The 22,493-nt window shown below is 52.5% G+C and carries 17 protein-coding genes and 3 pseudogenes; 9 read left to right on the forward strand and 11 right to left on the reverse strand.

Going from position 1 to position 22,493, the window contains the following annotated elements:
- Positions 1–34: 34 nt before the first annotated feature.
- Entirely contained in the window at positions 35–364 is a 330-nt protein-coding gene (gene zapA / locus H2P46_RS16425) for a cell division protein ZapA (RefSeq protein WP_006120829.1), read from the reverse strand.
- A 170-nt stretch (positions 365–534) separates the two neighbouring features.
- On the opposite strand from zapA, the gene H2P46_RS16430 reads away from it, so the two are divergent.
- The 9 genes from H2P46_RS16430 to trhA all read left to right on the forward strand — a co-directional run bounded on the left by H2P46_RS16430 (position 535) and on the right by trhA (position 11,918).
- Positions 535–1,113: a YecA/YgfB family protein gene (locus H2P46_RS16430; protein ID WP_193405986.1), complete on the forward strand. Its 579-nt coding sequence runs from the start codon at positions 535–537 to the stop codon at positions 1,111–1,113.
- 50 nt (positions 1,114–1,163) lie between these two features.
- Entirely contained in the window at positions 1,164–2,486 is a 1,323-nt protein-coding gene (pepP, locus tag H2P46_RS16435) for a Xaa-Pro aminopeptidase (protein ID WP_193405987.1), read from the forward strand.
- Positions 2,483–3,661 (forward strand): 2-octaprenyl-6-methoxyphenyl hydroxylase, encoded by a 1,179-nt coding sequence (gene ubiH / locus H2P46_RS16440; protein ID WP_193405988.1) that lies wholly within the window; start codon positions 2,483–2,485, stop codon positions 3,659–3,661. Before pepP ends, ubiH begins: the two co-directional genes overlap by 4 nt.
- 13 nt (positions 3,662–3,674) lie before the next feature.
- Positions 3,675–4,877 (forward strand): FAD-dependent 2-octaprenylphenol hydroxylase, encoded by a 1,203-nt coding sequence (gene ubiI / locus H2P46_RS16445; RefSeq protein ID WP_193405989.1) that lies wholly within the window; start codon positions 3,675–3,677, stop codon positions 4,875–4,877.
- Positions 4,878–5,308: 431 nt separating this feature from the next.
- The gene (gene gcvT, locus H2P46_RS16450; protein WP_193405990.1) at positions 5,309–6,403 is read left to right on the forward strand and encodes a glycine cleavage system aminomethyltransferase GcvT; all 1,095 of its coding nucleotides are present in this window, start codon (positions 5,309–5,311) and stop codon (positions 6,401–6,403) included.
- A 22-nt stretch (positions 6,404–6,425) separates the two neighbouring features.
- Complete coding sequence (gene gcvH / locus H2P46_RS16455; protein ID WP_193406027.1) at positions 6,426–6,812, forward strand: glycine cleavage system protein GcvH; 387 nt, start codon at positions 6,426–6,428, stop codon at positions 6,810–6,812.
- A 78-nt stretch (positions 6,813–6,890) separates the two neighbouring features.
- On the forward strand, positions 6,891–9,764 hold the full coding sequence (gene gcvP / locus H2P46_RS16460) for an aminomethyl-transferring glycine dehydrogenase (RefSeq protein ID WP_193405991.1): 2,874 nt from the start codon (positions 6,891–6,893) through the stop codon (positions 9,762–9,764).
- 199 nt (positions 9,765–9,963) lie between these two features.
- The gene (locus H2P46_RS16465; RefSeq protein ID WP_193406028.1) at positions 9,964–10,707 is read left to right on the forward strand and encodes an SDR family oxidoreductase; all 744 of its coding nucleotides are present in this window, start codon (positions 9,964–9,966) and stop codon (positions 10,705–10,707) included.
- 557 nt (positions 10,708–11,264) lie between these two features.
- Positions 11,265–11,918, forward strand: coding sequence for a PAQR family membrane homeostasis protein TrhA (trhA, locus tag H2P46_RS16470; protein WP_193405992.1), 654 nt, complete (start codon positions 11,265–11,267; stop codon positions 11,916–11,918).
- A 96-nt stretch (positions 11,919–12,014) separates the two neighbouring features.
- Here trhA and H2P46_RS23040 read toward each other — a convergent pair.
- From H2P46_RS23040 to H2P46_RS16520, 10 genes and pseudogenes are all read right to left on the reverse strand, one after another.
- A pseudogene (locus tag H2P46_RS23040) lies at positions 12,015–12,116 on the reverse strand (transaldolase); the annotation flags it as partial.
- Between the two features lie 388 nt (positions 12,117–12,504).
- Positions 12,505–13,095 carry a fimbrial protein gene (locus H2P46_RS16480; protein WP_193405993.1) on the reverse strand — a complete coding sequence of 197 codons (591 nt, stop codon included), beginning with the start codon at positions 13,093–13,095 and terminating at the stop codon, positions 12,505–12,507.
- Entirely contained in the window at positions 13,079–14,053 is a 975-nt protein-coding gene (locus tag H2P46_RS16485; RefSeq protein WP_193406029.1) for a fimbrial protein, read from the reverse strand. Before H2P46_RS16485 ends, H2P46_RS16480 begins: the two co-directional genes overlap by 17 nt.
- Before the next feature lie 68 nt (positions 14,054–14,121).
- Entirely contained in the window at positions 14,122–16,758 is a 2,637-nt protein-coding gene (gene fimD, locus H2P46_RS16490; RefSeq protein ID WP_193405994.1) for an outer membrane usher protein FimD, read from the reverse strand.
- A 75-nt stretch (positions 16,759–16,833) separates the two neighbouring features.
- Positions 16,834–17,523: a fimbria/pilus periplasmic chaperone gene (locus tag H2P46_RS16495; RefSeq protein WP_193405995.1), complete on the reverse strand. Its 690-nt coding sequence runs from the start codon at positions 17,521–17,523 to the stop codon at positions 16,834–16,836.
- A 30-nt stretch (positions 17,524–17,553) separates the two neighbouring features.
- Positions 17,554–18,114 carry a fimbrial protein gene (locus H2P46_RS16500; RefSeq protein ID WP_193405996.1) on the reverse strand — a complete coding sequence of 187 codons (561 nt, stop codon included), beginning with the start codon at positions 18,112–18,114 and terminating at the stop codon, positions 17,554–17,556.
- A 73-nt stretch (positions 18,115–18,187) separates the two neighbouring features.
- The gene (locus H2P46_RS23045; protein ID WP_275092434.1) at positions 18,188–18,583 is read right to left on the reverse strand and encodes a fimbrial protein; all 396 of its coding nucleotides are present in this window, start codon (positions 18,581–18,583) and stop codon (positions 18,188–18,190) included.
- 169 nt (positions 18,584–18,752) lie between these two features.
- A complete protein-coding gene (locus tag H2P46_RS16510; RefSeq protein ID WP_193405997.1) occupies positions 18,753–19,721 on the reverse strand; it encodes an IS5 family transposase in 969 nt (322 codons plus the stop codon).
- Between the two features lie 31 nt (positions 19,722–19,752).
- Positions 19,753–20,796 (reverse strand): annotated as a pseudogene (locus H2P46_RS16515) (capsular polysaccharide export protein, LipB/KpsS family); the annotation flags it as partial.
- Positions 20,797–20,808: 12 nt separating this feature from the next.
- Positions 20,809–22,482, reverse strand: a pseudogene (locus H2P46_RS16520) (polysaccharide biosynthesis/export family protein).
- Positions 22,483–22,493 lie beyond the last annotated feature (11 nt).

The raw sequence follows: 22,493 nt of genomic DNA on the forward strand, positions 1-22,493 counted from the left end.
ACTTCATCGTCGTTGTTATCGCGACCATGAAGTTTTATTCGAACTTCGCATCCTGACGATCAGTTATGCGACCTTGCTCAACTAATGCTTGTTCAATCGTCTGCTGTAACATTCTGATGCGTTGTTCCATGTTAGCAGCATAATCACGCGTCTTGTTTTTTTCTTGCGCCAGCTCGTGGCAAATGTTTAACGCGGCGATGAACACCAGTTGTTCTGTATTGGTGACTCTAGTGCGAACTTTTAGATCTTGCAACCGTTGATTGAGGTCTTCAGCCGCTGCATTCAGCGCATCTTGCTGTTCAGGCGGACAATTCACTCTCAACGAACGACCAAAAATTTGTAAATCTACCGGTTGTGCAGACATGCCACCTTCCTGACTGATTACTTAGCCCGCAACTCCCTTAGCGGTCAACGGCTTGGGAGGCGGGCAACTATATAGACCCGCTAAATAAGTTACAACCCCTTTTCTGGAAACCTTGAGGCAGCTAGTGGTAGCATAACACGAACTTATTCTGCCAACGACGATGAAAACTTATGTCCTTACAGAACGCAACCCCCAATTACAACGCGCTGGCGGCGGCGCTGTCGCAGCAAGGTGTTGGGATGACACCAGCGGAAATGCATGGGCTGATTAGCGGCATCCTTTGTGGCGGAAATCAGGACCCGAGCTGGAAAACGCTGGTGCATGACTTAACCAATGAAGGCATCGCTTTTTCGCAAAGCCTGTCATTACCCCTGCAATCCCTGCATGAAAGCATTGCAGAGGCGCTGGAAGACGAAGGGTTCCTCTTTCAGCTGATGTTGCCAGATGACGATGACATCACGGTTTTTGACCGTGCCGATGCGCTGGCTGGCTGGGTAAACCATTTTCTGCTTGGTCTCGGCGTCACACAGCCTAAACTGGACAAAGTGACCGGCGAAACCGGCGAAGCGATTGATGATTTGCGCACCATCGGGCAGCTCGGTTATGACGAGGATGAAGATCAGGAAGAGCTCGAACAGTCGCTTGAAGAGGTCATTGAATACGTGCGCGTAGCGGCATTGCTGTGCCATGACACCTTTAATCATCCGCAGCCTACCGCACCTGAAGTGCAGAAACCTACGCTACATTAAGTCGGACATCTCAGGATACTCACGCACTTATCTCAACGGGAAATGCAGACATGATTTCACTGGAAACTTTTCAGCAGCGTCGTCAGGCATTATTAGCAAAAATGGCGCCAGGCAGCGCGGCGTTAATTTTCGCAGCGCCGGAAGTCACCCGCAGCCATGACACCGAATATCCGTTTCGTCAGAACAGCGACTTTTGGTATTTCACCGGCTTTAATGAGCCACAGGCGTTATTAGTGCTAATCAAAAGCGATGAAACGCACAATCACAGCGTACTGTTTAATCGCGTGCGCGATCTTACCGCTGAAGTCTGGTTTGGTCGCCGTCTGGGACAAGACGCTGCACCCGCTAAGCTGGCCGTAGATCGCGCGCTTCCCTGGGATGATATTGGCGAGCAGCTACATTTGCTGCTGAACGGCCTGGATGTGGTTTATCACGCGCAAGGTGAGTATGCCGAAACCGATACCTTAGTATTCAGTGCGCTCGACAAGCTGCGTCGCGGTTTCCGCCAGAATTTAAGCGCGCCTGCAACAATTACCGACTGGCGCCCCTGGGTGCATGAGATGCGCCTGTTCAAAAGTCCGGAAGAGGTTGAGATTCTGCGTCGGGCCGGAAAAATCAGCGCGCTGGCGCATAGGCGCGCGATGGAGTGCTGTCGCCCAGGTATGTTTGAATATCAGCTGGAAGGCGAAATCCACCACGAATTTACCCGTCACGGCGCGCGTTTCCCTTCTTACAACACCATTGTCGGTTCTGGCGAGAATGGCTGCATCCTGCATTACACCGAAAACGAGTCTGAACTACGCGATGGCGACCTGGTGTTGATTGACGCGGGCTGTGAATTTCATGGCTATGCGGGCGACATTACCCGCACCTTCCCGGTGAACGGCAAGTTTAGCGAGCCGCAGCGCGCCATCTACGACATTGTACTGGCTTCGCTGTATAAATCGCTGTCGATGTTCCGCCCCGGCATCAGCATCCGCGAAGTGAATGATGAAGTGGTGCGCATTATGGTAACGGGTCTGGTTGAGCTGGGTGTGCTGCAGGGTGAAGTTGATGTCTTAATCGCTGAAGATGCGCATCGCCAGTTTTATATGCATGGTTTAGGTCACTGGCTGGGTCTCGATGTGCATGATGTGGGTCATTATGGTACGCCAGGCCGTGATCGTATTCTCGAACCCGGTATGGTGTTAACGGTTGAGCCGGGACTTTACATCGCGCCAGACGCCGATGTGCCAGCGGAATACCGTGGGATCGGTATCCGCATTGAAGATGACATTGTTATCACCGAAACCGGCAACGAAAACCTCACCGACAGCGTCGTCAAAGACGCTGAGGCGATCGAAGCCTTAATGGCGGCGGCGCAGCGCGCATGAGCATAATCATTGCCGGTGGCGGGATGACTGGTGCGACACTGGCGCTGGCGATTTCACATTTAACGCAAGGCCAGTTGCCGGTAACGCTGATTGAAAGCCGCGAACCCACCAGCCGCGCACATCCTGGCTACGATGGCCGTGCCATTGCCCTGGCGGCAGGCACCTGCCAGCAATTAGCAAATATTAATCTCTGGCACAGCCTCGAAAGTTGCGCCACGCCGATTACGCATATCCATGTCTCTGATCGCGGTCACCTGGGCTTCGTTTCCATGAACGCGGAAGAATACGGTATCCCTGCACTCGGACAGGTCGTTGAACTGTTTGATGTCGGCCAACGTCTGTTTTCCAGGTTAAAGCAAGCACGCGGCGTTACTTTACGTTGTCCGGCGCGCGTTACCCAGACGTCGCGCACCCAGGATAAGGTCCGGGTGACGCTGGACAGTGGCGAGCAGCTGGAAGGGGCATTATTAGTCGCTGCTGATGGTTCACGCTCTGCGCTTGCCGCGTCGTGTGGGATCCAGTGGCAAACCGAGGACTATCAGCAACTGGCGTTGATTGCTAACGTGACGACGCAACAGCCGCATCAGGGGCGCGCTTTTGAACGTTTTACCGAGCACGGCCCGTTGGCGTTGTTACCGATGTCGGACAATCGACTGTCACTGGTGTGGTGTCATCCTTTAGCCGCACGTAGCAAGATTGAAAGCTGGAGCGACAGCGAGTTTTTAATGCAGCTACAGCGTGCTTTTGGTTGGCGCTTAGGTAAATTTATCCAGACCGGCCAGCGAGAATGTTATCCCCTGGCTTTGCAGCAGGCGACGCAGCAAATTACGCACCGCGTCGCGGTAGTGGGGAATGCTGCGCAAACGTTGCATCCGATCGCCGGGCAAGGCTTCAACCTGGGGCTGCGTGATGTCATGTCTTTAGCGGAAACGCTGGCGGCGGCGCATCGTCATCAACAGGATGCTGGCAGCTACCCGGTTTTACATCATTATCAACAGCGTCGTGAGCGCGATCGTGCAACAACTATTGGCATCACCGACGGCCTGGTGCGCCTATTTGCCAATCGTCACGCCCCGCTAATTGCTGGCAGAAATCTGGGCTTACTGGCGATGGATCATCTGCCGTGGCTGCGAAAACAACTGGCCGAGCGCACGCTGGGTTGGGTTAAGCGTTAATTAAGGAACAGCGATGCAAACTTTTGATGTGGTGATCGCCGGTGGCGGCATGGTGGGTCTGGCGGTTGCCTGTGGCTTGCAGGGCAGCGGGCTGCGTGTTGCCGTGCTGGAAAAAGCGGCTGAACCACAATTTGATGCTAATGCATCGCCGTCTATTCGCGTATCAGCGATTAACGCCGCCAGCGAGCGTCTGCTGCAAAAGCTGGACGTCTGGTTGACTATTCTGTCGCTGCGTGCCAGCGCTTATCACGGTATGGAAGTGTGGGATCAGGACAGCTTCGGTTCCATCTCTTTTGATGATGAGCAACAGGGCTTGTCGCACCTGGGTCATATTATTGAGAATCCCGTCATCCACAGTGCGCTGTGGCAGCGCGCCGCCGTTTGCAGTGACGTGACTTTAATGGCGCCATCGCAGCTACAGCAGGTAGCATTTGGCGATAACGAAGCCTTTATCACCTTGCAGGACGGCAGCATGTTAAGTGCGCGCCTGCTTATTGCCGCCGACGGCGCGAATTCATGGCTGCGAAATAAAGCCGATATTCCCGTGACCTTCTGGGATTATGATCATCATGCGCTGGTTGCTAATATTCGCACCGATTTACCGCATGATGCCGTCGCCCGGCAGGTATTTCATGGTGATGGCATCCTGGCGTTTTTGCCCATGCAGGACCCACATCTTTGCTCAATTGTCTGGTCGCTATCACCGCAGGAATCAAGCCGCCTGGAAACCATGCCCGCAGCGCTGTTTAATCAACAGCTGGCGGTCGCGTTTGATATGCGCCTTGGTCAGTGCCATCTGGAAAGCGAGCGTAAATCGTTCCCGCTTACGGCGCGTTATGCCCGCAATTTCGCTGCCCACAGGCTGGCACTGGTTGGCGATGCCGCTCACACTATTCATCCGCTGGCAGGTCAGGGGGTTAATCTTGGCTTTATGGATGCAGCAGAATTAATTAGCGAAATTCGTCGCCTGCAACAGGACGGTAAAGATATAGGACAGCACTTGTATCTGCGTCGGTATGAACGCAGCCGTAAACACAGCGCGGCGCTGATGCTGGCGGGCATGCAAAGCTTTCGTGAAATATTTGCGGGTCATCATCCCGCGAAAAAACTGCTGAGAGATGTCGGGCTTAAGCTGGCAGACACGCTACCAGGCGTAAAGCCTGTGATGTTAAAGCAGGCGATGGGCTTGAATGATATGCCTGACTGGCTACGCTAATCACCGTGCTTCAGAAACCAGCATTTTTGCTGGTTTTTTTATGTCTGCTTTTCGGTTGCACAATAAAAAGGCGGAGGTGCCCTTTAATTGTGCCTCGTTTGATTTATTCTAATTTTGCGCCCACATTCGCATTACTTTTATTTATCTGAAATCGTTTTTGCCAAAGTGTTTTTTTTACATCCTGCGTAGCATTCCGCATAAATTTGCTGTGAATAAATAATATCGCTGTATTTATTGTGTGATAAATCACAAAAACATGGTTTTTTATCCTGCCTGCAATCGAAGTTGGCTACGCTATGCGTCGCGTTTCGACCCCGTTCTGCTTATGGTTAATCGCTACATTCGGTGGTAACGTCAGCGCAAAGAGAACGTTTGCGTCGGCTCGGAATGTGACGCTCGTTGTACCTCACTCGCTTCTGTACAGGATGATTATGACTCAGCAAACGCCTTTGTTTGAACAGCATCAGCTCTGTAGTGCCCGCATGGTGGATTTTCATGGCTGGATGATGCCGCTGCATTACGGTTCCCAGATAGATGAACATCATGCGGTGCGCAATGACGCCGGCATGTTTGATGTCTCTCATATGACTATCGTTGATCTGAAAGGCCCACGAACCCGTGAGTTTCTCCGTTACCTGCTGGCTAATGACGTCGCGAAACTCACCCAGCCTGGTAAAGCGCTTTATACCGGCATGCTGAACGCATCAGGTGGTGTCATTGACGATTTGATTGTTTACTTTATGAACGAAAATTTCTTCCGCTTGGTGGTGAACTCAGCCACGCGTGAGAAAGATCTCGCGTGGATCGGTGAACATGCACAAGCCTATGGTATTTCGCTGACCGAGCGCGACGATCTGGCACTGATTGCCGTTCAGGGGCCGCAGGCACAGCAGAAAGTGCAGACCCTGCTCAGCGCCGAACAGCGTCAGGCGGTGGAGGGAATGAAGCCATTTTTTGGTGTACAGGCGGATGATCTTTTTATCGCGACTACCGGTTATACCGGCGAAGCCGGATATGAAATCGCCTTACCTGCGGGCAAAGCGGCGGAGTTCTGGCAGCGCCTGGTGGCGGCAGGTGTGAAGCCTGCGGGCTTGGGCGCACGTGACACGCTGCGTCTGGAAGCGGGTATGAATTTATATGGCCAGGAGATGGATGAAGGTGTTTCGCCACTGGCGGCCAACATGGGCTGGACCATCAGCTGGGAACCCAGCGATCGCCAGTTTATTGGTCGCGCAGCGCTGGAAACACAGCGCGAGCAGGGCACTGAAAAACTGGTTGGCCTGGTAATGATCGAAAAAGGGGTATTGCGTAACGGGTTGACTGTGCGCTTTACCGATGAACACGGCCAGCCACAACAAGGCATTATTACCAGTGGCTCCTTCTCACCAACGTTGGGTTACAGCATTGCCTTAGCGCGTGTTCCGGCCAGCGTTGGCACCAGAGCGGTAGTGGAAATTCGTAACCGTGAAATACCGGTAAACGTCACCAAACCCATTTTTGTTCGCGCCGGTAAGCCGGTCCAGTAACTTTATTCAGGAGAGAATGGCGATGAGCAATGTGCCAAATGAGTTGAAGTATCGTGAAAGCCATGAGTGGGTGCGTAAGAACGCTGATGGCTCTTACACCGTAGGGATTACCGAACATGCGCAGGAATTGCTGGGCGATATGGTCTTTGTCGATCTGCCTGACGTTGGCGCAACTTTTGCGGCTGGTGAAGAGTGCGCAGTCGCGGAATCTGTAAAAGCGGCTTCGGACATCTACGCGCCAGTCAGTGGTGAGATTGTTGCTGTTAACGAAGCCCTGGACGATTCACCGGAAACGGTTAATAACGATCCCTATCAAGAGGGTTGGCTGTTTCAAATTAAAGCCAGTGATGAGTCAGAGTTCGACTCGTTGCTGGATGCGGATGCCTATAAAGCGTCTATTGACGAATAATCGTTACGCGGCCTCACAGAGAGGCCGCACCTGTTGTTGCTTCCTTAGTTTCCCAGCCCGATTCAGGATTTACTGCTAATGAACCAGACTCTCAGCCAGCTTGAACACAACGGCGCATTTATTGAGCGCCATATCGGTCCTTCGCCAGAGCAACAAGCGGCCATGCTTGATGCTGTCGGTGCCAGTTCGCTGGAGGCGTTGATCGGCTCTGTCGTCCCTGCGGATATTCAGCTACCTGGCCCGCCAGCCGTAGGAGAGGCCGTTACCGAGCAGCAGGCACTGGCAGAACTGAAAGCCATTGCCAGCCAGAATCTGCGTTATAAATCCTGGATCGGTATGGGTTACAGCGCGGTGATTACGCCACCCGTTATTCTGCGTAATATGCTGGAAAATCCGGGCTGGTACACGGCCTACACGCCTTATCAGCCAGAAGTTTCACAGGGCCGCCTTGAAGCGCTGTTAAATTTCCAGCAGGTCACTATTGATCTGACTGGCATGGATGTGGCGTCCGCATCATTACTGGACGAAGCTACCGCTGCTGCCGAAGCGATGGCGATGGCGAAGCGCATCAGCAAGCTAAAAACGGCCAATAAATTCTTCATCGCCCAGGATATTCATCCGCAAACGCTGGACGTAGTACGAACCCGCGCAGAGACCTTTGGTTTCGAGTTGATTATCGATCACGCTGACAACGTGCTGGATCACGCTGATCTGTTTGGCGTGCTGCTACAACAGGTTGGCACTACCGGCGAAGCGCATGATTACAGCAAGCTGATTACCGAGCTGAAAGCGCGCAAAGTGATCGTCAGCGTCGCGGCTGATTTTATGTCGTTAGTCATGCTGGAAGCACCGGGCAGGCAGGGCGCCGATATTGTCTTTGGATCAGCGCAGCGTTTCGGCGTGCCGATGGGCTACGGTGGGCCTCACGCCGCATTCTTTGCCAGCCGTGATGAGCATAAACGTTCCATGCCAGGTCGCATTATCGGCGTTTCTCGTGATGCGGCAGGTAATACCGCGCTGCGTATGGCGATGCAAACCCGTGAGCAACATATCCGTCGTGAGAAAGCTAACTCCAATATCTGTACTTCACAGGTATTGCTGGCCAACATCGCCGGTTTGTATGCTGTTTTTCACGGCCCGGGGGGCCTGAAGCGCATTGCGTCACGCATTCACCGCTTTACCAATATTCTGGCTGCGGGTCTGCAAAACGGCGGCCTGCAGCTGCGTCATAAGCACTGGTTTGACACGCTGACGGTGGAAGTTGCGGATAAAGCTGGCGTGCTGAGCCGTGCAATCAGCTTTGGTGTGAACCTGCGTAGCGACATCCATAACGCCGTGGGCATTACGCTGGACGAAACTACGTGTCGCGAAGATGTCAGCGCGCTGTTTGCGATTCTGCTGGGCGATGCACACGGTCAGGACATTGATAAACTTGACAGCGAAGTCGCCGCTGACAGCCAGTCGATTCCGGCAGGGCTGCAGCGTCAAAGCGATCTTCTGACTCATCCGGTGTTTAACCGTCATCACAGTGAAACTGAAATGATGCGTTACATGCACAGCCTGGAGAAAAAGGATCTGGCGCTAAACCAGGCAATGATTCCACTGGGCTCCTGTACCATGAAACTCAACGCCGCTGCAGAAATGATCCCCATCACCTGGCCTGAATTCGCTGAACTCCATCCTTTCTGCCCGGCAGAGCAGGCGGCAGGGTATCTGCAGATGATTGGGCAGCTGTCACAATGGCTGGTGCAATTAACCGGTTATGATGCGCTGTGCATGCAGCCAAACTCCGGCGCGCAGGGTGAGTATGCCGGCCTGCTGGCCATCCGCCGTTATCACGAAAGCCGTAGCGAAGGACATCGTCATTTATGCCTGATCCCCAGCTCCGCCCACGGTACTAACCCCGCTTCTGCGCAAATGGCGGGTATGGACGTGGTAGTCGTCGCCTGCGATAAACAGGGCAACATTGATTTAGGCGATCTGCGGGAAAAAGCCGCACAGGCGGGCGACAGGCTTTCCTGCATCATGGTGACATACCCATCGACTCACGGCGTGTATGAAGAAACTATCCGCGAAGTGTGTCAGATCGTGCATCAGTATGGCGGCCAGGTTTACCTTGATGGCGCAAACATGAACGCGCAGGTCGGTATTACTACGCCAGGTTATATTGGGGCGGATGTTTCGCACCTTAACCTGCACAAAACGTTCTGCATTCCACACGGCGGTGGCGGTCCGGGTATGGGACCGATCGGCGTAAAAGCGCACCTGGCGCCTTTTGTGCCGGGTCACAGCGTGGTGCAAATTGATGGTATCCTGACGCAGCAGGGCGCGGTATCCGCTGCGCCATTTGGTAGCGCGTCAATCCTGCCAATCAGCTGGATGTATATTCGTATGATGGGTGCGGAAGGTCTGAAACAGGCCAGTTCAGTAGCCATTCTGAATGCCAACTATATAGCCAGCCGTCTGCAATCTGCTTATCCAGTTCTGTATACCGGTCGTGATGGCCGCGTAGCGCATGAATGTATTCTTGATATTCGTCCGTTGAAAGAGCAAACCGGTATCAGTGAGCTTGATATTGCTAAACGCCTGATTGATTACGGTTTCCATGCGCCGACTATGTCCTTTCCGGTTGCCGGTACGCTGATGGTTGAGCCGACCGAATCAGAAAATAAAATTGAGCTGGATCGCTTTATTGATGCAATGTTGTCAATCCGTATGGAGATCGATCGCATAGCTGATGGAGAATGGCCAGCGGACGACAATCCGCTGGTTAACGCACCGCATACCCAGATGGAGGTGGTCGGCGAATGGACCCATCCTTACAGCCGTGAGCTGGCCGTGTTCCCGGCAGGTAGCCACAACAAATACTGGCCGACGGTGAAGCGTCTGGATGATGTGTTCGGCGACCGTAATTTGTTCTGCTCGTGCGTGCCGATGAGTGAGTACGCCTGATTTATCCGTCATACGTTGCCTCGTGCGTTGGTTATGCGTATTCACCCGGATCGCTTACTTCAGGAAGAACGCTGGGATGCATTCACTTATCGCCTTCCTGCAACGAGCATGATTGAGGATAAATACAGCAAACGCGTTTGACTTAAAGGGCCGGTTTCGGCTCTTTTCTGTTAAAGAAAATAAAGATCGGGAGACAATGATGGAACTTGCCTTAGTCACCGGTGCCAGCCGCGGCATTGGACGCGCCACCGCGCTATTGCTGGCGAAAAAGGGTTATCGCGTAGCGGTCAATTATCATCAGCGTGAAGCGGACGCGTTGTTAGTGGTGGCAGAAATTCAGCGCCAGGGGGGCGAAGCCTTTGCGGTACAGGCCAATATCGCCAATGAAGCGCAGCTAATGACCCTGTTTCAGCGGCTGGATGCAGAAGACGCGACGTTAACCGTACTGGTTAACAATGCCGGAATTTTATTTCAGCAATGTCGCGTCGAAGAGCTGACGGCGGCGCGCATTCAGCAGGTTTTCGCCACCAACGTCACAGGTACTTTTCTTTGCTGTCGTGAAGCGGTGAAACGCATGGGCACACATCACGGCGGTAAAGGTGGCGCTATCGTTAACGTCTCTTCGGCGGCAGCGCGGCTGGGTGCTGCGGGTGAATATGTGGATTACGCGGCGTCAAAAGGCGCAATGGATACGCTCACTAAAGGCTTATCGCTGGAAGTGGCGCAGCAGGGCATTCGCGTTAACGGGGTACGGCCTGGATTCATTTATACCGAAATGCATGCCGACGGCGGCGAACCGGGCAGAGTAGATCGTGTCGCCAGCGCTATTCCATTGGGGCGCGGCGGCCAGACAGAAGAGATTGCCGAAGCGATTGTCTGGTTAGCCAGCGATGCCGCATCTTATATCACCGGCAGCATTATTGATGCCGCAGGTGGACGTTAAACGCCACAGTGAGAGCGGCGGCGTTGACGGTTTGCAACTTTCGCCGTTGCTGGCAAACACCTGTTAATACCGGCTAACGCTTTTTTTGCCTGTTATTCGTCGCCTTCTGGAAAGGCATACGCTCAGGCAATTGGGGTGGGAAAGATTTAAAACTCATTGCGGCAAACAGTGCAATCGCCTGTTGGCAATGGGAACAGAGCGTTATTGCCTGTTGATTAAGATAAAAGTTGCGGACTGAGTTTTACCGATTCGCGACTGACACCGGGCTGTTCTGCCAACGCGTGAATGGTCATATAACTGGCGTTTTGGTGGTGTCTGTTGATGAGTGGTTAAACCTGCATTTTGACGGTAAGAAAGCTGGCAAGCCCGTAGCACGGGACCACCAAAAAAATACGTATTGTGCAGTGGAGCGACAGGCAGTTTGTCAGTTTCAGAACGGCTGTGAATTATTACGACGGCGGCAGATTAATTTTGGCGTACATGTGTACACTGAAATTATTCCTGTTACTCTGGTGCTCAGATATTCCGCAGTTGCTACTTTTTGAAGGACCCCTTTTATGACCGCTAACCGTTTATTGCTACCGGGGTATTCTCTGGCAGAGGAGATTGCTAACAGCATCAGTCACGGTCTGGGTTGCCTGTTTGGTGTCGTTGGGCTGATATTGTTGCTGACACAGGCGATGGAAATGGGCGCGGGGGCCACAGCCATTACCAGTTACAGCCTGTACGGCGGCAGCATGATTTTGCTGTTTCTTGCCTCGACGCTGTATCACGCTATTCCACATCCGCGCGCTAAACCCTGGCTGAAAAAGTTCGATCACTGCGCGATTTACTTGCTGATCGCCGGAACCTATACGCCATTTTTGCTGGTAGGATTGAAATCACCGCTGGCCACCGGACTGATGGCGGTGATCTGGAGCCTGGCGCTGGCAGGCATCATTTTTAAACTGACGATTGCTCACCGTTTCAAAGCGCTATCACTGGTAACCTATTTGAGTATGGGTTGGTTGTCGCTGGTGGTGATTTATCAGCTAGCGGTGAAGCTTTCAGCTGGTGGTGTGTGGCTGCTGGCCGCTGGGGGGATTATTTACTCGCTGGGTGTGATTTTTTATGTGTCGCGCCGAATCCCCTATAACCATGCTATCTGGCACGGGTTTGTATTGGGTGGCAGCATTTGTCACTTTTGCGCAATTTATTTCTACGTGCTGTAAAAAGGGCGGGTAGTTTTCCCGCCCCGTCACTGGCTTCACCTTTCAGGGTGCAGGCCACATTATCTGTAAACGAATCTCATAAGCACTGAAGAAACGTCAGAGTCTGGCAGACAACATATCTTTCAGATTCTGCTGGTCCATGGCGAACTGACGAATGCCTTCAGCCAGTTTCTCAACCGCCATCGCGTCCTGATTATTGGTAAGCGTCTCATTTAGGCTGTCTGTGCAGCAGACTCAGGTTCCGGGAAAATATTGTCCATCATTTTTAATAGACACTATCGCGTGAAAGACCGGACATGGCTCCCTGAAGTTCTCTGTCTCCATTTTAATGAAAAACTGCCGCGCATTGAGACAGCGCGCCGTTTAGACATCCAAAAATCTACGGCCTGCAAACTCTTTGTCCGCTTCCGACAGGCAGGTCTGGCATGGTCTTTGCCGCCACGAATCAACGCAAAAAATCGTAAGCGTACAGCCAGAACCGTATTGACAGGATGACCCGGAGATTATTCCCCGGGCAGAGTGACGCGCCATGGCAGTAATTCACCAGTGCGGTTGACCGGGTAAAAATCAGAGAAGTCGCCTGCAATCAGTCGTAGGTCAGCGTAAATTCAGTGTCGGCATCGGCCGTGCCGGGTCTGACATTATTACTGGTGGTGACATAGCTGGCCTGGAAGTTCAGAGTGACATTTCCGTTCTCATCGACCACTTGCCGGGTTGAGTTGTTGCTTATAGGGATGCGCTGACCACTGCTGTCCATAATCTGCACCGCAATTCCCGTGGCGTAGTCATCACCAACACTTCTGAGCGCGAGGAGTTCGGGATTGACCCTATCCTTTTGGCCCGTGAAGGCGGTAGTAACGCCGCTAGCAGTGCATCCCGTAAGATGAATGCTAAAAGGAACAGGCGATGTTTTCTCCCCCGCCTTTTTCAATTGTTTAGTTGTCCATTCGCCAAGTTGAACCGGCTTGTCGACGTCATTAGGATTAACGGTACAGCCCAGTGCGACTACCGTGCCTGAAAGCCTGATGTTAACTTCGCCGAGTACACCTTTTGCATGGGCGTGTGTTAAGGGCATCAGCAAGCTCAGAATCAGGCTGCGCAGAGCGGCAGCAAAAACAGACGCGGTGCGAGAGGTTAGTGTTGGTTCAGGAATACCGGACTCAGTCAAAATCGACACGCACATAGCCCTCCGATGTAAACCGGCCTGCCACCGGTTTATTCCCCGTGACGCTGACAGGCCAGGCGCTGACAGGAACGGAGGCAGAAGCGTTATCATCCAGCCTGAACGGGATCTTGCTGTTGATATTGTTCGGCGTCAGCACCTTATACTTACTATCTGCAATGACAAACCCCAGATCCGGGTTATCAGATACAAGAGCGTTGCCATTAATCTTATCCGCCTCAATGCGCAGGGAGAGCAGAGCTTCAGCATCAATGTTTTTGCACTTAATGCCAACGCTTCGGGTTTGGGGATTAACGCCTGCAGGCTTGTTGCCTGCGCCCGCTTGTGAAAAGACTGGTGCAGCGATGTTACCGAAGTCCATATTGATGACTTGGCCAGCGTTAATTTCACAACTTTGAGGGACGATCATTTTTCCCGAATAAGAAATAGTGTAAACAACTTTATTTAAAGGATCGGTATCGGTTGTTGTTACGTATACATAAAATGCTGGGTTTAACTCGTAATTAACGCTACCAACGAAAGATTTTATCAGTTTAAACCGAAATTTAAGATCTGAATCATTTACCGAAAAAGGTTTATTTTTCGATACTCTAGAATCATTTCCCATATGTATATATTGAGCAGGAGGATAAAAGGTTCCTGCATAGGAATCTTTTATGGAAATAGCTGCCTTAAGATAGTCGTTCAATTTTACATATTGATAGTTTCCATCTCTGTCAATCACAGAGTAAGGAGAGATGTAGCTTCTGTAGGTATAATTCACCCCAACTCCAGAGGGACAAATTGCGGCTACGTTAATGTTAACGCCAGCATTTTTAGTAATATCAAAGGTAGACCCAAGCTGATTATTTAAAATGGAGATATTATGAGTAATATCATAGTTAATGTTATCAATTATGTCTTTGCTGTTCGAACAAACCGCAGCTTCGGCAGGCTTCATTAAATTCAACATAAAAAAAACATAAAGAAAGACCCAGACGCAAATTTGTTGTAAAGAAAGTGGCTTTTTAAACTTATAAATCATTTGTTCCTCTCAACTTTCCTGCAGTCCAGTGACACCCGAACTACGGGTAACTTTTCACTCCCGTTCGGCATAATATAATGTACCCGACATTTTCCGCTGTCACCGTTCCCCCAGACCAACTCCAGTATCCCTTTAAGCGGCACCCCTGTCATGTAAACGTCACCGGTATCATCAGCAATGCCGGTGGTGCCAGAACTTTTTTCAGTCACCACTGTGCCGAACGGGACGGGATGCCCGTCATGCGTCAGGCTGAACATGGTCCGCAGCCCCACGTGGGTCCGGTATTCAGCCCGCACGATAGCGCCCTGCGTCGGCACCACATTTTGTACGCTATCTTCAAGGTCGGTATGCATGTCCAGACTTTTTACATCCAGCGCAACGCGGTTACGCCGGTAATTTGTGGCATAGGGCATCACCGCATAGCCCCGCCAGTCGGTGCTGACCCCAGTTTCGTTTTCCACATGTACGCCCTTCGCGCCCGGCGCTTTGATCAACACATTAGTGTCTCCCAGCGACTGGCTAAAGGTAAGGCCATTCGCATGTGCCACCATGCCGCCGGAAAGGTCCCAGTTCCAGGTATGCTCATTCTGACTGTAACTGTACCCGCCGCTGGCGCGGCCCACCGCACCCTGCCAGCTCGCATTCAGGCTGCCGCTGCCGCCGCTCCGGCTACTGCGACCCTGGGTCACGCTGTAAGTCACGTTGTTACCTTCAAGCAATGTGCCGGTCACGCCAGTCTGCACATGAGTGATGCCGTCCTGGTCGCGGCTCATCTGGGCCGTGGCATACATGCTGTTGAGTCGGTCATGCTCCGTCATGTTATGCCCCAGCCAGCGGCCAAACGGTATCGAGACATTCAGTGACGCCAGGCGGTCGGTGCCTGGCATGCCATGGCTCTGGCTCAGAGAGTAAGAGAGGGTGTAGTTAATGCCGTTCCAGCCGCTGGAAAATCCTGCCTGATACCACGTGTCGCTGCTACTGTTCCAGTAATCCTGTCGAGTAGCGGTGAGGTTCAGCGATCCGATGTCCGATATCTGCTGTGAGACGCTCACCTGTAATCGTCCCTTTTTGCTGTTGCGCAGATCGTGATAGCTGACAGGCTCCCGTTGCCGTCCACGACCATCGGTTTCGTCCTTCCACTCGTACTGATAGCCGTTCATAACATTCCACGCTGCCTCATCAAGTGTATAAAACCCTCGGGTGGAATAACGGTAGCCGAGCAGCTGAAAGGTGGTGCCATAGTTGTTCAGCGATTTAGCATACAGTAAGCGTACCGACTGACCATAGTGCGAGCTGCCGTCGGCCAGTTCGCTGCGGGCGGTGGTCACGTCCGTTGATACGGCACCCCAGGTACCGAGGTTCATGCCCACACCGGCCACGGCAGAGTTGTACTGTTTCGCTACCTGCGTTCCACCATACAGCGTCACGCCGCCGGTAAATCCTCTGGCGAGCGTGCCCTGAATGAAAAGCGGAGCGCCCTTATCCGACAGTTCGCTACGATAGCGACCGGCCACTACGTCATATTTCAGACGCCCCTCGCGCTGCAGCAGGGGAACCGTTGAGTAAGGCACCACGAATGTCTGTACTGTTCCCGATTCGCTTTTAACTGTAACCTGTAGGTCACCGCTTGATGACGTGGCGCTGAGATCGGTAATCTCAAAAGCGCCGGACTGCACCGTATTCTGGTAAATAACATAGCCGTTCTGCCGGATCGTAACCTGTGAACGACCTGCCGCAATGCCGCGAATAGTCGGCGCAAAGCCCTGCTGACTATCCGGATACATAGGGTCTGAAGAGGAGAGTCGGACACCGCGAAACCCCAGGCTGTCGTAGATTTCTCCGGCGCTGTTGCTGTCGCCCAGCACCAGTTCACTTTTAAGAGGAATCATTGTGCGTTCAGCATAGGTGGAAATGTTCTGCCACTTATGCTGACGGTATCCACCGGCATAATCGGAATAGGTCCAGGCACCGTTGTTACGCAGACGCCAGGCCCCTAGGTTCAGGCCACTGGTCAAATTAAGATAGTAGTTGCTGCTGTCGTTCCCCTTGCTGCCGGTGAGGGTGTAGTCAAGCAGACCGGCATTGATCCCCTCATCCCACTCCTCGGGGGAAATATATCCCCTGACGCTGTTCTGGATAACCGCCTGTGGAAAGGTGAGAGTCAGGCGCTGTGATGAAAAGTCATACCAGGAGGATGCGCCGGGAAAGAGTCGCATAAAATCCACGCACTCACTGTCGTCGTGCAGTTTTTTCAGCTTCTCAACCAATGTGGTGTTTACCCCCAGCCGCTTTAGCCACTTGACAGTCAGACAGGGCATCAGCCCCGTACCGTCATTCTTTGAGCTACCGGCGGCAGGCGCCGTCTTGACGGCGTCGAAACGCAGGGGACTGGTTGCCGCGAACGTATCGTTTACCCAGATATCTACCCGGTATACGCCCGGCAGCTGTCCGGCACCGTTTTCAAAACGGGAGAGGTCTGCCACCTCACCACCATCCTGGGATAAAAAGGCAGGGTTAAACCAGTCCTGAGCGCGGGCAGAACCTGTCAGTGCAACAAATACGGCAAGCACGAAGTAACGCAGGCGGGGAAGCCGGTACGAGATGCGCAATATTTTATAGTTTAACCGATACATAATCTTACTTTTAGAGCTGAGTGGCTGTCTTTTCGTGCAGTGTGCTTGTATTGAGGTTGAATGCGGCGTATCACGCTAAGATGCCTTGCCCGTTTTCTGCGCAGTAATGGCTCCATAGTCGTTTACCGTCTGATAATGCACTGGTCCTGAGGTACCCGAAGGCAGTTTTAGCGTGCGCTGACCAAACGGCTCAACCATTGTGTTTTCGAGCTTGCGGTTGCCGACGCTGAGGTTGACAAGCGACTGATAGTAGGGGGTCGGATTTTTAATGAGGACCTCACTAGCTGTCTGCTGAAATCGCAGCTGATCCGCAGACTCAGACTCACTAATATTCAGCCCATCTGGGCGCATAAACAGCTTCATTCTTGACAGGACAGCCAGTTGAAGTGTATTGGCACCTTTGGATGCTTCATGGTCCATCGCGGGGATAGCCTTAATATTCATCCAGTAGACCACCTCGCGGTCCCGTGGCAGCGGCTTGCCTGTGTAGACGATGCGAAGGGTATTTTCACTTTTGGGTGCTGCGGCAAACAGAGGCGGAGTGACAATAAAGTCATGATCATGCTGCCCCTGCTCATTTTCTACCCATGCCTGAATCAGATAACGTTCATGACCGTCGCTGTTGGTGACGGCAAGTGAAGCCTGGCTGTCGCTTTCTGGATAGATTACGCGCGTGGCGCCGGGCGCGATGCCTCCTGCCGTTGCGGGCTGGCATAGCAAAAGCGCCAGAGCGGCAAAGGGCAATAAAAAAGCTGTTTTCTGCATGTTATAACCTGTTTCTTAAGTCAATGAACGTTACGGATAAGCGATATCAAACCGGACTTCAGTGTGCAGACTCCCCGGGCAGACGCTCCGGGACGTTGACCGATAACGGGCAACGTAATGAAGCGACATATCGTTTCCGTCTGGATGGAAAAACAGAGCCGGAACGCTGCCGGGTACGACCTTGTGACCCGTCTGATCGGTAATTAGCAATCCCAGGCCGCTAAAGCTGTCGCGCCCGGAAACGCCTACCGGGTAAGCATCAGAAGCGCTGACCAGAAAGAGATCTGGCTCCTTAGGGGTGGTTACGCCGGTGAACGTAATACCAACACCGCCTTCAAGGCCGGAATGGCACTCTGTCAGCCTGATGGTGAACGGAATCCCCGGTTCAGAAAAATCGCCGACTCGTTCAAACCCATGTGTGGTGTACTGCCCCATATCAACATGTAAATCCTTGCTGTCGGCGCTGACGACACATGCGCCGTGCGTGAGCCGCCCGCGCATGTGTACTTCGCCCCCCGGAATAATGACGCGAACATTGCGCGCCATCACCCATCCGGAGTGGATGAATAGCGTCAACAGAAGTAATATCATGAGGCGTGGATAGTTCATGGCGATAATACCGGGTAAGCGTGCGGGGCGGTACCGCTCCGCAGCCGCAGATAATTTAGTTGTACTGCATGATGAAGTTAACGTCCGCGTTTGCATCACCAGCAGTGGCTGTACCGGTAGATTTATACTGGGCGGCGAATTTCAGAATATTTTCACCGTCGATCAGTTGGGTTTTATTAATAAACGTGGTGCCGTCAAACTTCACAGGGTTAGACTTGTTATCCAGAATCTGGATGCCGATGTTGGTTGCCGTTCCGGCGTTGCCAGAAGATAAATCCTGATCGACGGCCAGCAGCGTACCGTCAGTTACAGAAGTGTCTGAGCGTCCTGAGAATGCAACGGATGCGGTTTTTGCAACGGAGGTATCGCAGTCTTCCAGTTTTATCTGGAACGGAACCACCGATCCCAAAATTCCGGTTGTTTTAAAATGGTGAGTGGTGTATTCACCCAGTTTAACTTCCTAGTCGCTGGAATCCGTACTGACGGAGCAGGGTGCAGCTACCACCTTTCCTTTAAAATGTACGGCCCCGCCGTTAACGGTCACGGTTTTTTCTGCATCTGATGGGGCTTTGTTGAATAAATCAGCTTCAGGACGAGTGACTCTGTAGCTGACCGGGTTTTCAGGCAATACGCACGCTTTCTGGCATACCAGCCTTCGTTATTTTATTCAGCGCACGCACCATGCCCAAAGCCTCTGCTACCTGACCATCGTAATCACGCAGCGTCAGTGAACCTCCGAACAGTTGCTTTACCCTGTACATGGCCGTCTCCGCTATCGAGCGACGGTTGTAATCTGTTGTCCATTTCCACCGGGCATTACTCCCGGTCAGCCGCTGATTCGCTACTGCACGGTTACGGTCTGCGTACTCTACGGGCCAGTAACCCGCTCCTTTTCGGGGCGGGATGAGGGCACTGATTTTCTTGCGCCGCAGTTCATCGTGACAGAGTCGGGTGTCGTAAGCGCCGTCTGCTGCGGCTGCCCTGATTTTTTTGGGTGTCTGCCGGGTAAGACCCGGGGAAACTTCTGAGTCCGTGCCGGTGTGCCGAGACAGGTCCGCGCAGATGACTTCATGTGTTCTGCTGTCAACGGCCAGATGCAGCTTCCGCCAGGTACGACGGCGCTCTTTGCCGTGATTTTTGACTTTCCATTCGCCTTCACCAAAAACCTTCAGCCCGGTGGAATCAATCACCAGGTGTGCGATTTCACCCCGGGTGGGTGTTTTGAAACAGACATTAACCGACTTTGCCCGCTTGCTGACACTGCTGTAATCCGGGCAGCGCAACGGAACGTTCATCAGGGCAAAAATGGAATCAATAAAACCCTGCGCAGCCCGCAGGGTCAGCCGGAACAGGCGTTTAATCATCAGGACGGTGGTGATGGCAAGGTCAGAATAGCGCTGAGGTCTTCCCCGTGATGAAGGCGTTGCCGACTCATACCAGGCATGAGTCGCTTCATCGTCCAGCCAGAAAGTGAGGGAGCCACGGTTGATGAGGGCTTTGTTGTAGGTGGGCCAGTTGGTGATTTTGAACTTTTGCTTTGCCACGGAACGGTCTGTGTTGTCGGGAGGATGCGTGATCTGATCCTTCAACTCAGCAAAAGTTCGATTTATTCAACAAAGCCAAAAAAGGCCTGAGAATCGTTGATTTCCACAACGTTAAGCCCGGTGCCCATAAATGCCCATTACGCTGTTGCTGATGGCGACGCTGTAGCTGCAACCAGCGCATCACGTCAAACAATGTTGCTGCTGCGCCTGTCAGCGGATCGATATAGCGGCTATAGCGTAAATAAGCTGCCGCAAACAGTTCATTTAGGGTTGCTGGTCCGCGACGCTTAGCAAGCTGCTCAGCTTTCGGAGGGCGATCATCAGTTAACCCCCCCCCCGCATACCAGGGCTGACAAAAGCGGGAAACCGGTTTGCCCGCCATTAACGCTTCGAAACCGTATTGCGATGTCATCACGTAGACGCGCGAAACATGACGCAGCAACGATTGCGGGCTGACGTCATCTGCCATCAAATGAACGCGATGCGTGGATTTTAGTTCGGCGTAATAACCCGCCTTTTTGCCTTGCAATACATCAGGACGCACTTTTACCCAGATGATGGCGTTCGGGTTTTCACTGATTGCCGCTTCAAGCATGGCCGCAAAATCATCCGGCCCGGCATTGCCATAGGTGACAGACATATCACCAAAGGTCTGATCGACTACCAATACTAAGTCAGAGGGCAAACTCATACCTGCTTTAAAGGCAGGGGCTTGGTTATATTTGGACAAATCTTCTGTAACGATAGACTGCATCGCCTCTTCTGCCTGAATAGCAAAAGGCAGATTCCCAGTAGTATCTTTAATCAGTCTTTCCAGCGTGCTGGGCTGATTAGCATCGTAATAGATGCCCTCTTCATCCAGCACCATGGAAAGCGGCGGCGCGCCATTCACACCTAAATCCAGCGAACGGATAAAACCATCTTCCAGACGAAGAATCGATTTTCCGGCTGCGCGAGCCATTTCTACCGGCTTACGGGCGCTGGGACGATGGCCCCAAACAGCGATGGCATCAATTTCTTCTGGCAGTGGTCGCAGCACAGAGATCTTCTGGCACGGCTGTGCCAGAAAGTTTTCCAGATGTGGAATGCGCCAGATACCTGAAGAAAAGATACCAATCATGTTCCTGAGTCCTTAAATCGACAGAATCACTTTCGCGCCAACGGCCAGCTGATACAGGATGGTGGAAATGCCGCGTGTCACTTCGATATTCTTCGACTCATATTTCGGCAGCACCATCAACTCGTCGCCCGGATTTAAGGAACCCACATCTTCAGCATTCTCAGCTGCACCATTTTGACGAATCACGATAATTTTGGCGTTGCTGGTTTTCTGCGTCAGGCCGCCACATTTCTCAAGGTAATCTTGCGGGCTAAGTCCCTTCTCCCAGCTCACTGCATTCGGGAACAGCACTTCGCCATGTACCATCACCAGCGAACTCTTCTCTGGAATATTGATCACGTCGCCATCTTCCAGTAACACGGAGTCCAGGTTTTTTTCGTTAAGAATCACTTCGCCTTTTGGCACCACGGTGCGGGCTTTTGCCACAAAGCAGCTGATAAGCTGGGCTTCCTACATACGCAGGCTGGCTTCTTCTTTGGTCGAAGATTGCGCCGACAGCGAGGCTTCTTCCAGTTTTTGCAACGACAGATCCAGCATCTCTTTCTGGCGTGTCGCCACGCTCTGGCGATAAAGCTGAATGGCTTTCAACTGCGACATGCTGTTAGAACGAATCTGCGCCAGTACGGAACGCATGGTTGAACCATAAGGCAGTACTAGTGCATGTTCGCCAGAATGCGCACCTTCAATGCGAACCTGGATAGTGCCAGCGTAACGGTCAGAGCTAATAATTAGCGTATCGCCATCCTGCAACATACGACCTGCGGCGGTGTTCAGCGGATAATATTCGCTGCGCTTCATCGTGCCTTGCTGACGCATAATGATCATGTGTGTCGCACCTGGTTTCGGACGCGCCCAGCTCAACGCCTCCGTCACAGGAATGGTGCTGTCACGGAATTCAAAGTCATAGCTATTGAACACATCGCCCTGCACGCTAAAGGTATGCTGGCGCGGACCAACCACAATGGTGTCGCCATCGGCGAACTGTGAAAGACCAAGTTTACCGTTGAGCAAGAAGTCATACAGATTGACAGAAGAGCGCACACGATTACCGCGTTTCACCACTATGTCCACGTAGCTACCGCGATCAGGATCGACGCCGCCGGCTTTGATCAGGTAATTGAGTAAAGAGTCCGAGGTCACGCCGCCATAAAGCCCTGGATTGCGCACAAAACCGGTGACATAAACTTTTACTGGCTGCGCCTGCAACAGCGAAGCGTAGACGTTCACATTACTTTGATATACCTGTTTAACACGCGTCGTCACCAGGTTATTTAGCTGGCTATTGCTGATACCGGCAACCTTCAGCGGGCCGACGTTCGGCAGGAAGATATTGCCTTTAGGATCGACCGCCAGCGCGCCATCAAAAGTGAATGCGCCCCACAAACGCACCTGGATGGTGTCGCCAAGTCTGATGACATAGTTCGGGTTAAAGCCGACGCTGGCGCCGTTATCGGCACTGTTGCCGTTGAACAACTGCGCACCAAACATGCGGCTCATCACCATCGGCGCGGTTGGCGGTGGCGTATTATCAAAGCCATCGCTGCATTGTACCGTGTTCTGCTGACCAGTAATAAAAGAAGGTAACGGTGCTGCGCCGGTCAGATTAGGATCGGCATTTATATCGATTGCGCTGGCGGGTAGAGCCTGGCACGCAGCAATGAATAACAGAGACTTCAATAATTTCATGGCGAACTCGT

This window comes from Mixta mediterraneensis, from assembly GCF_014946725.1.
Taxonomy (GTDB): Bacteria; Pseudomonadota; Gammaproteobacteria; order Enterobacterales; family Enterobacteriaceae; genus Pantoea; species Pantoea mediterraneensis.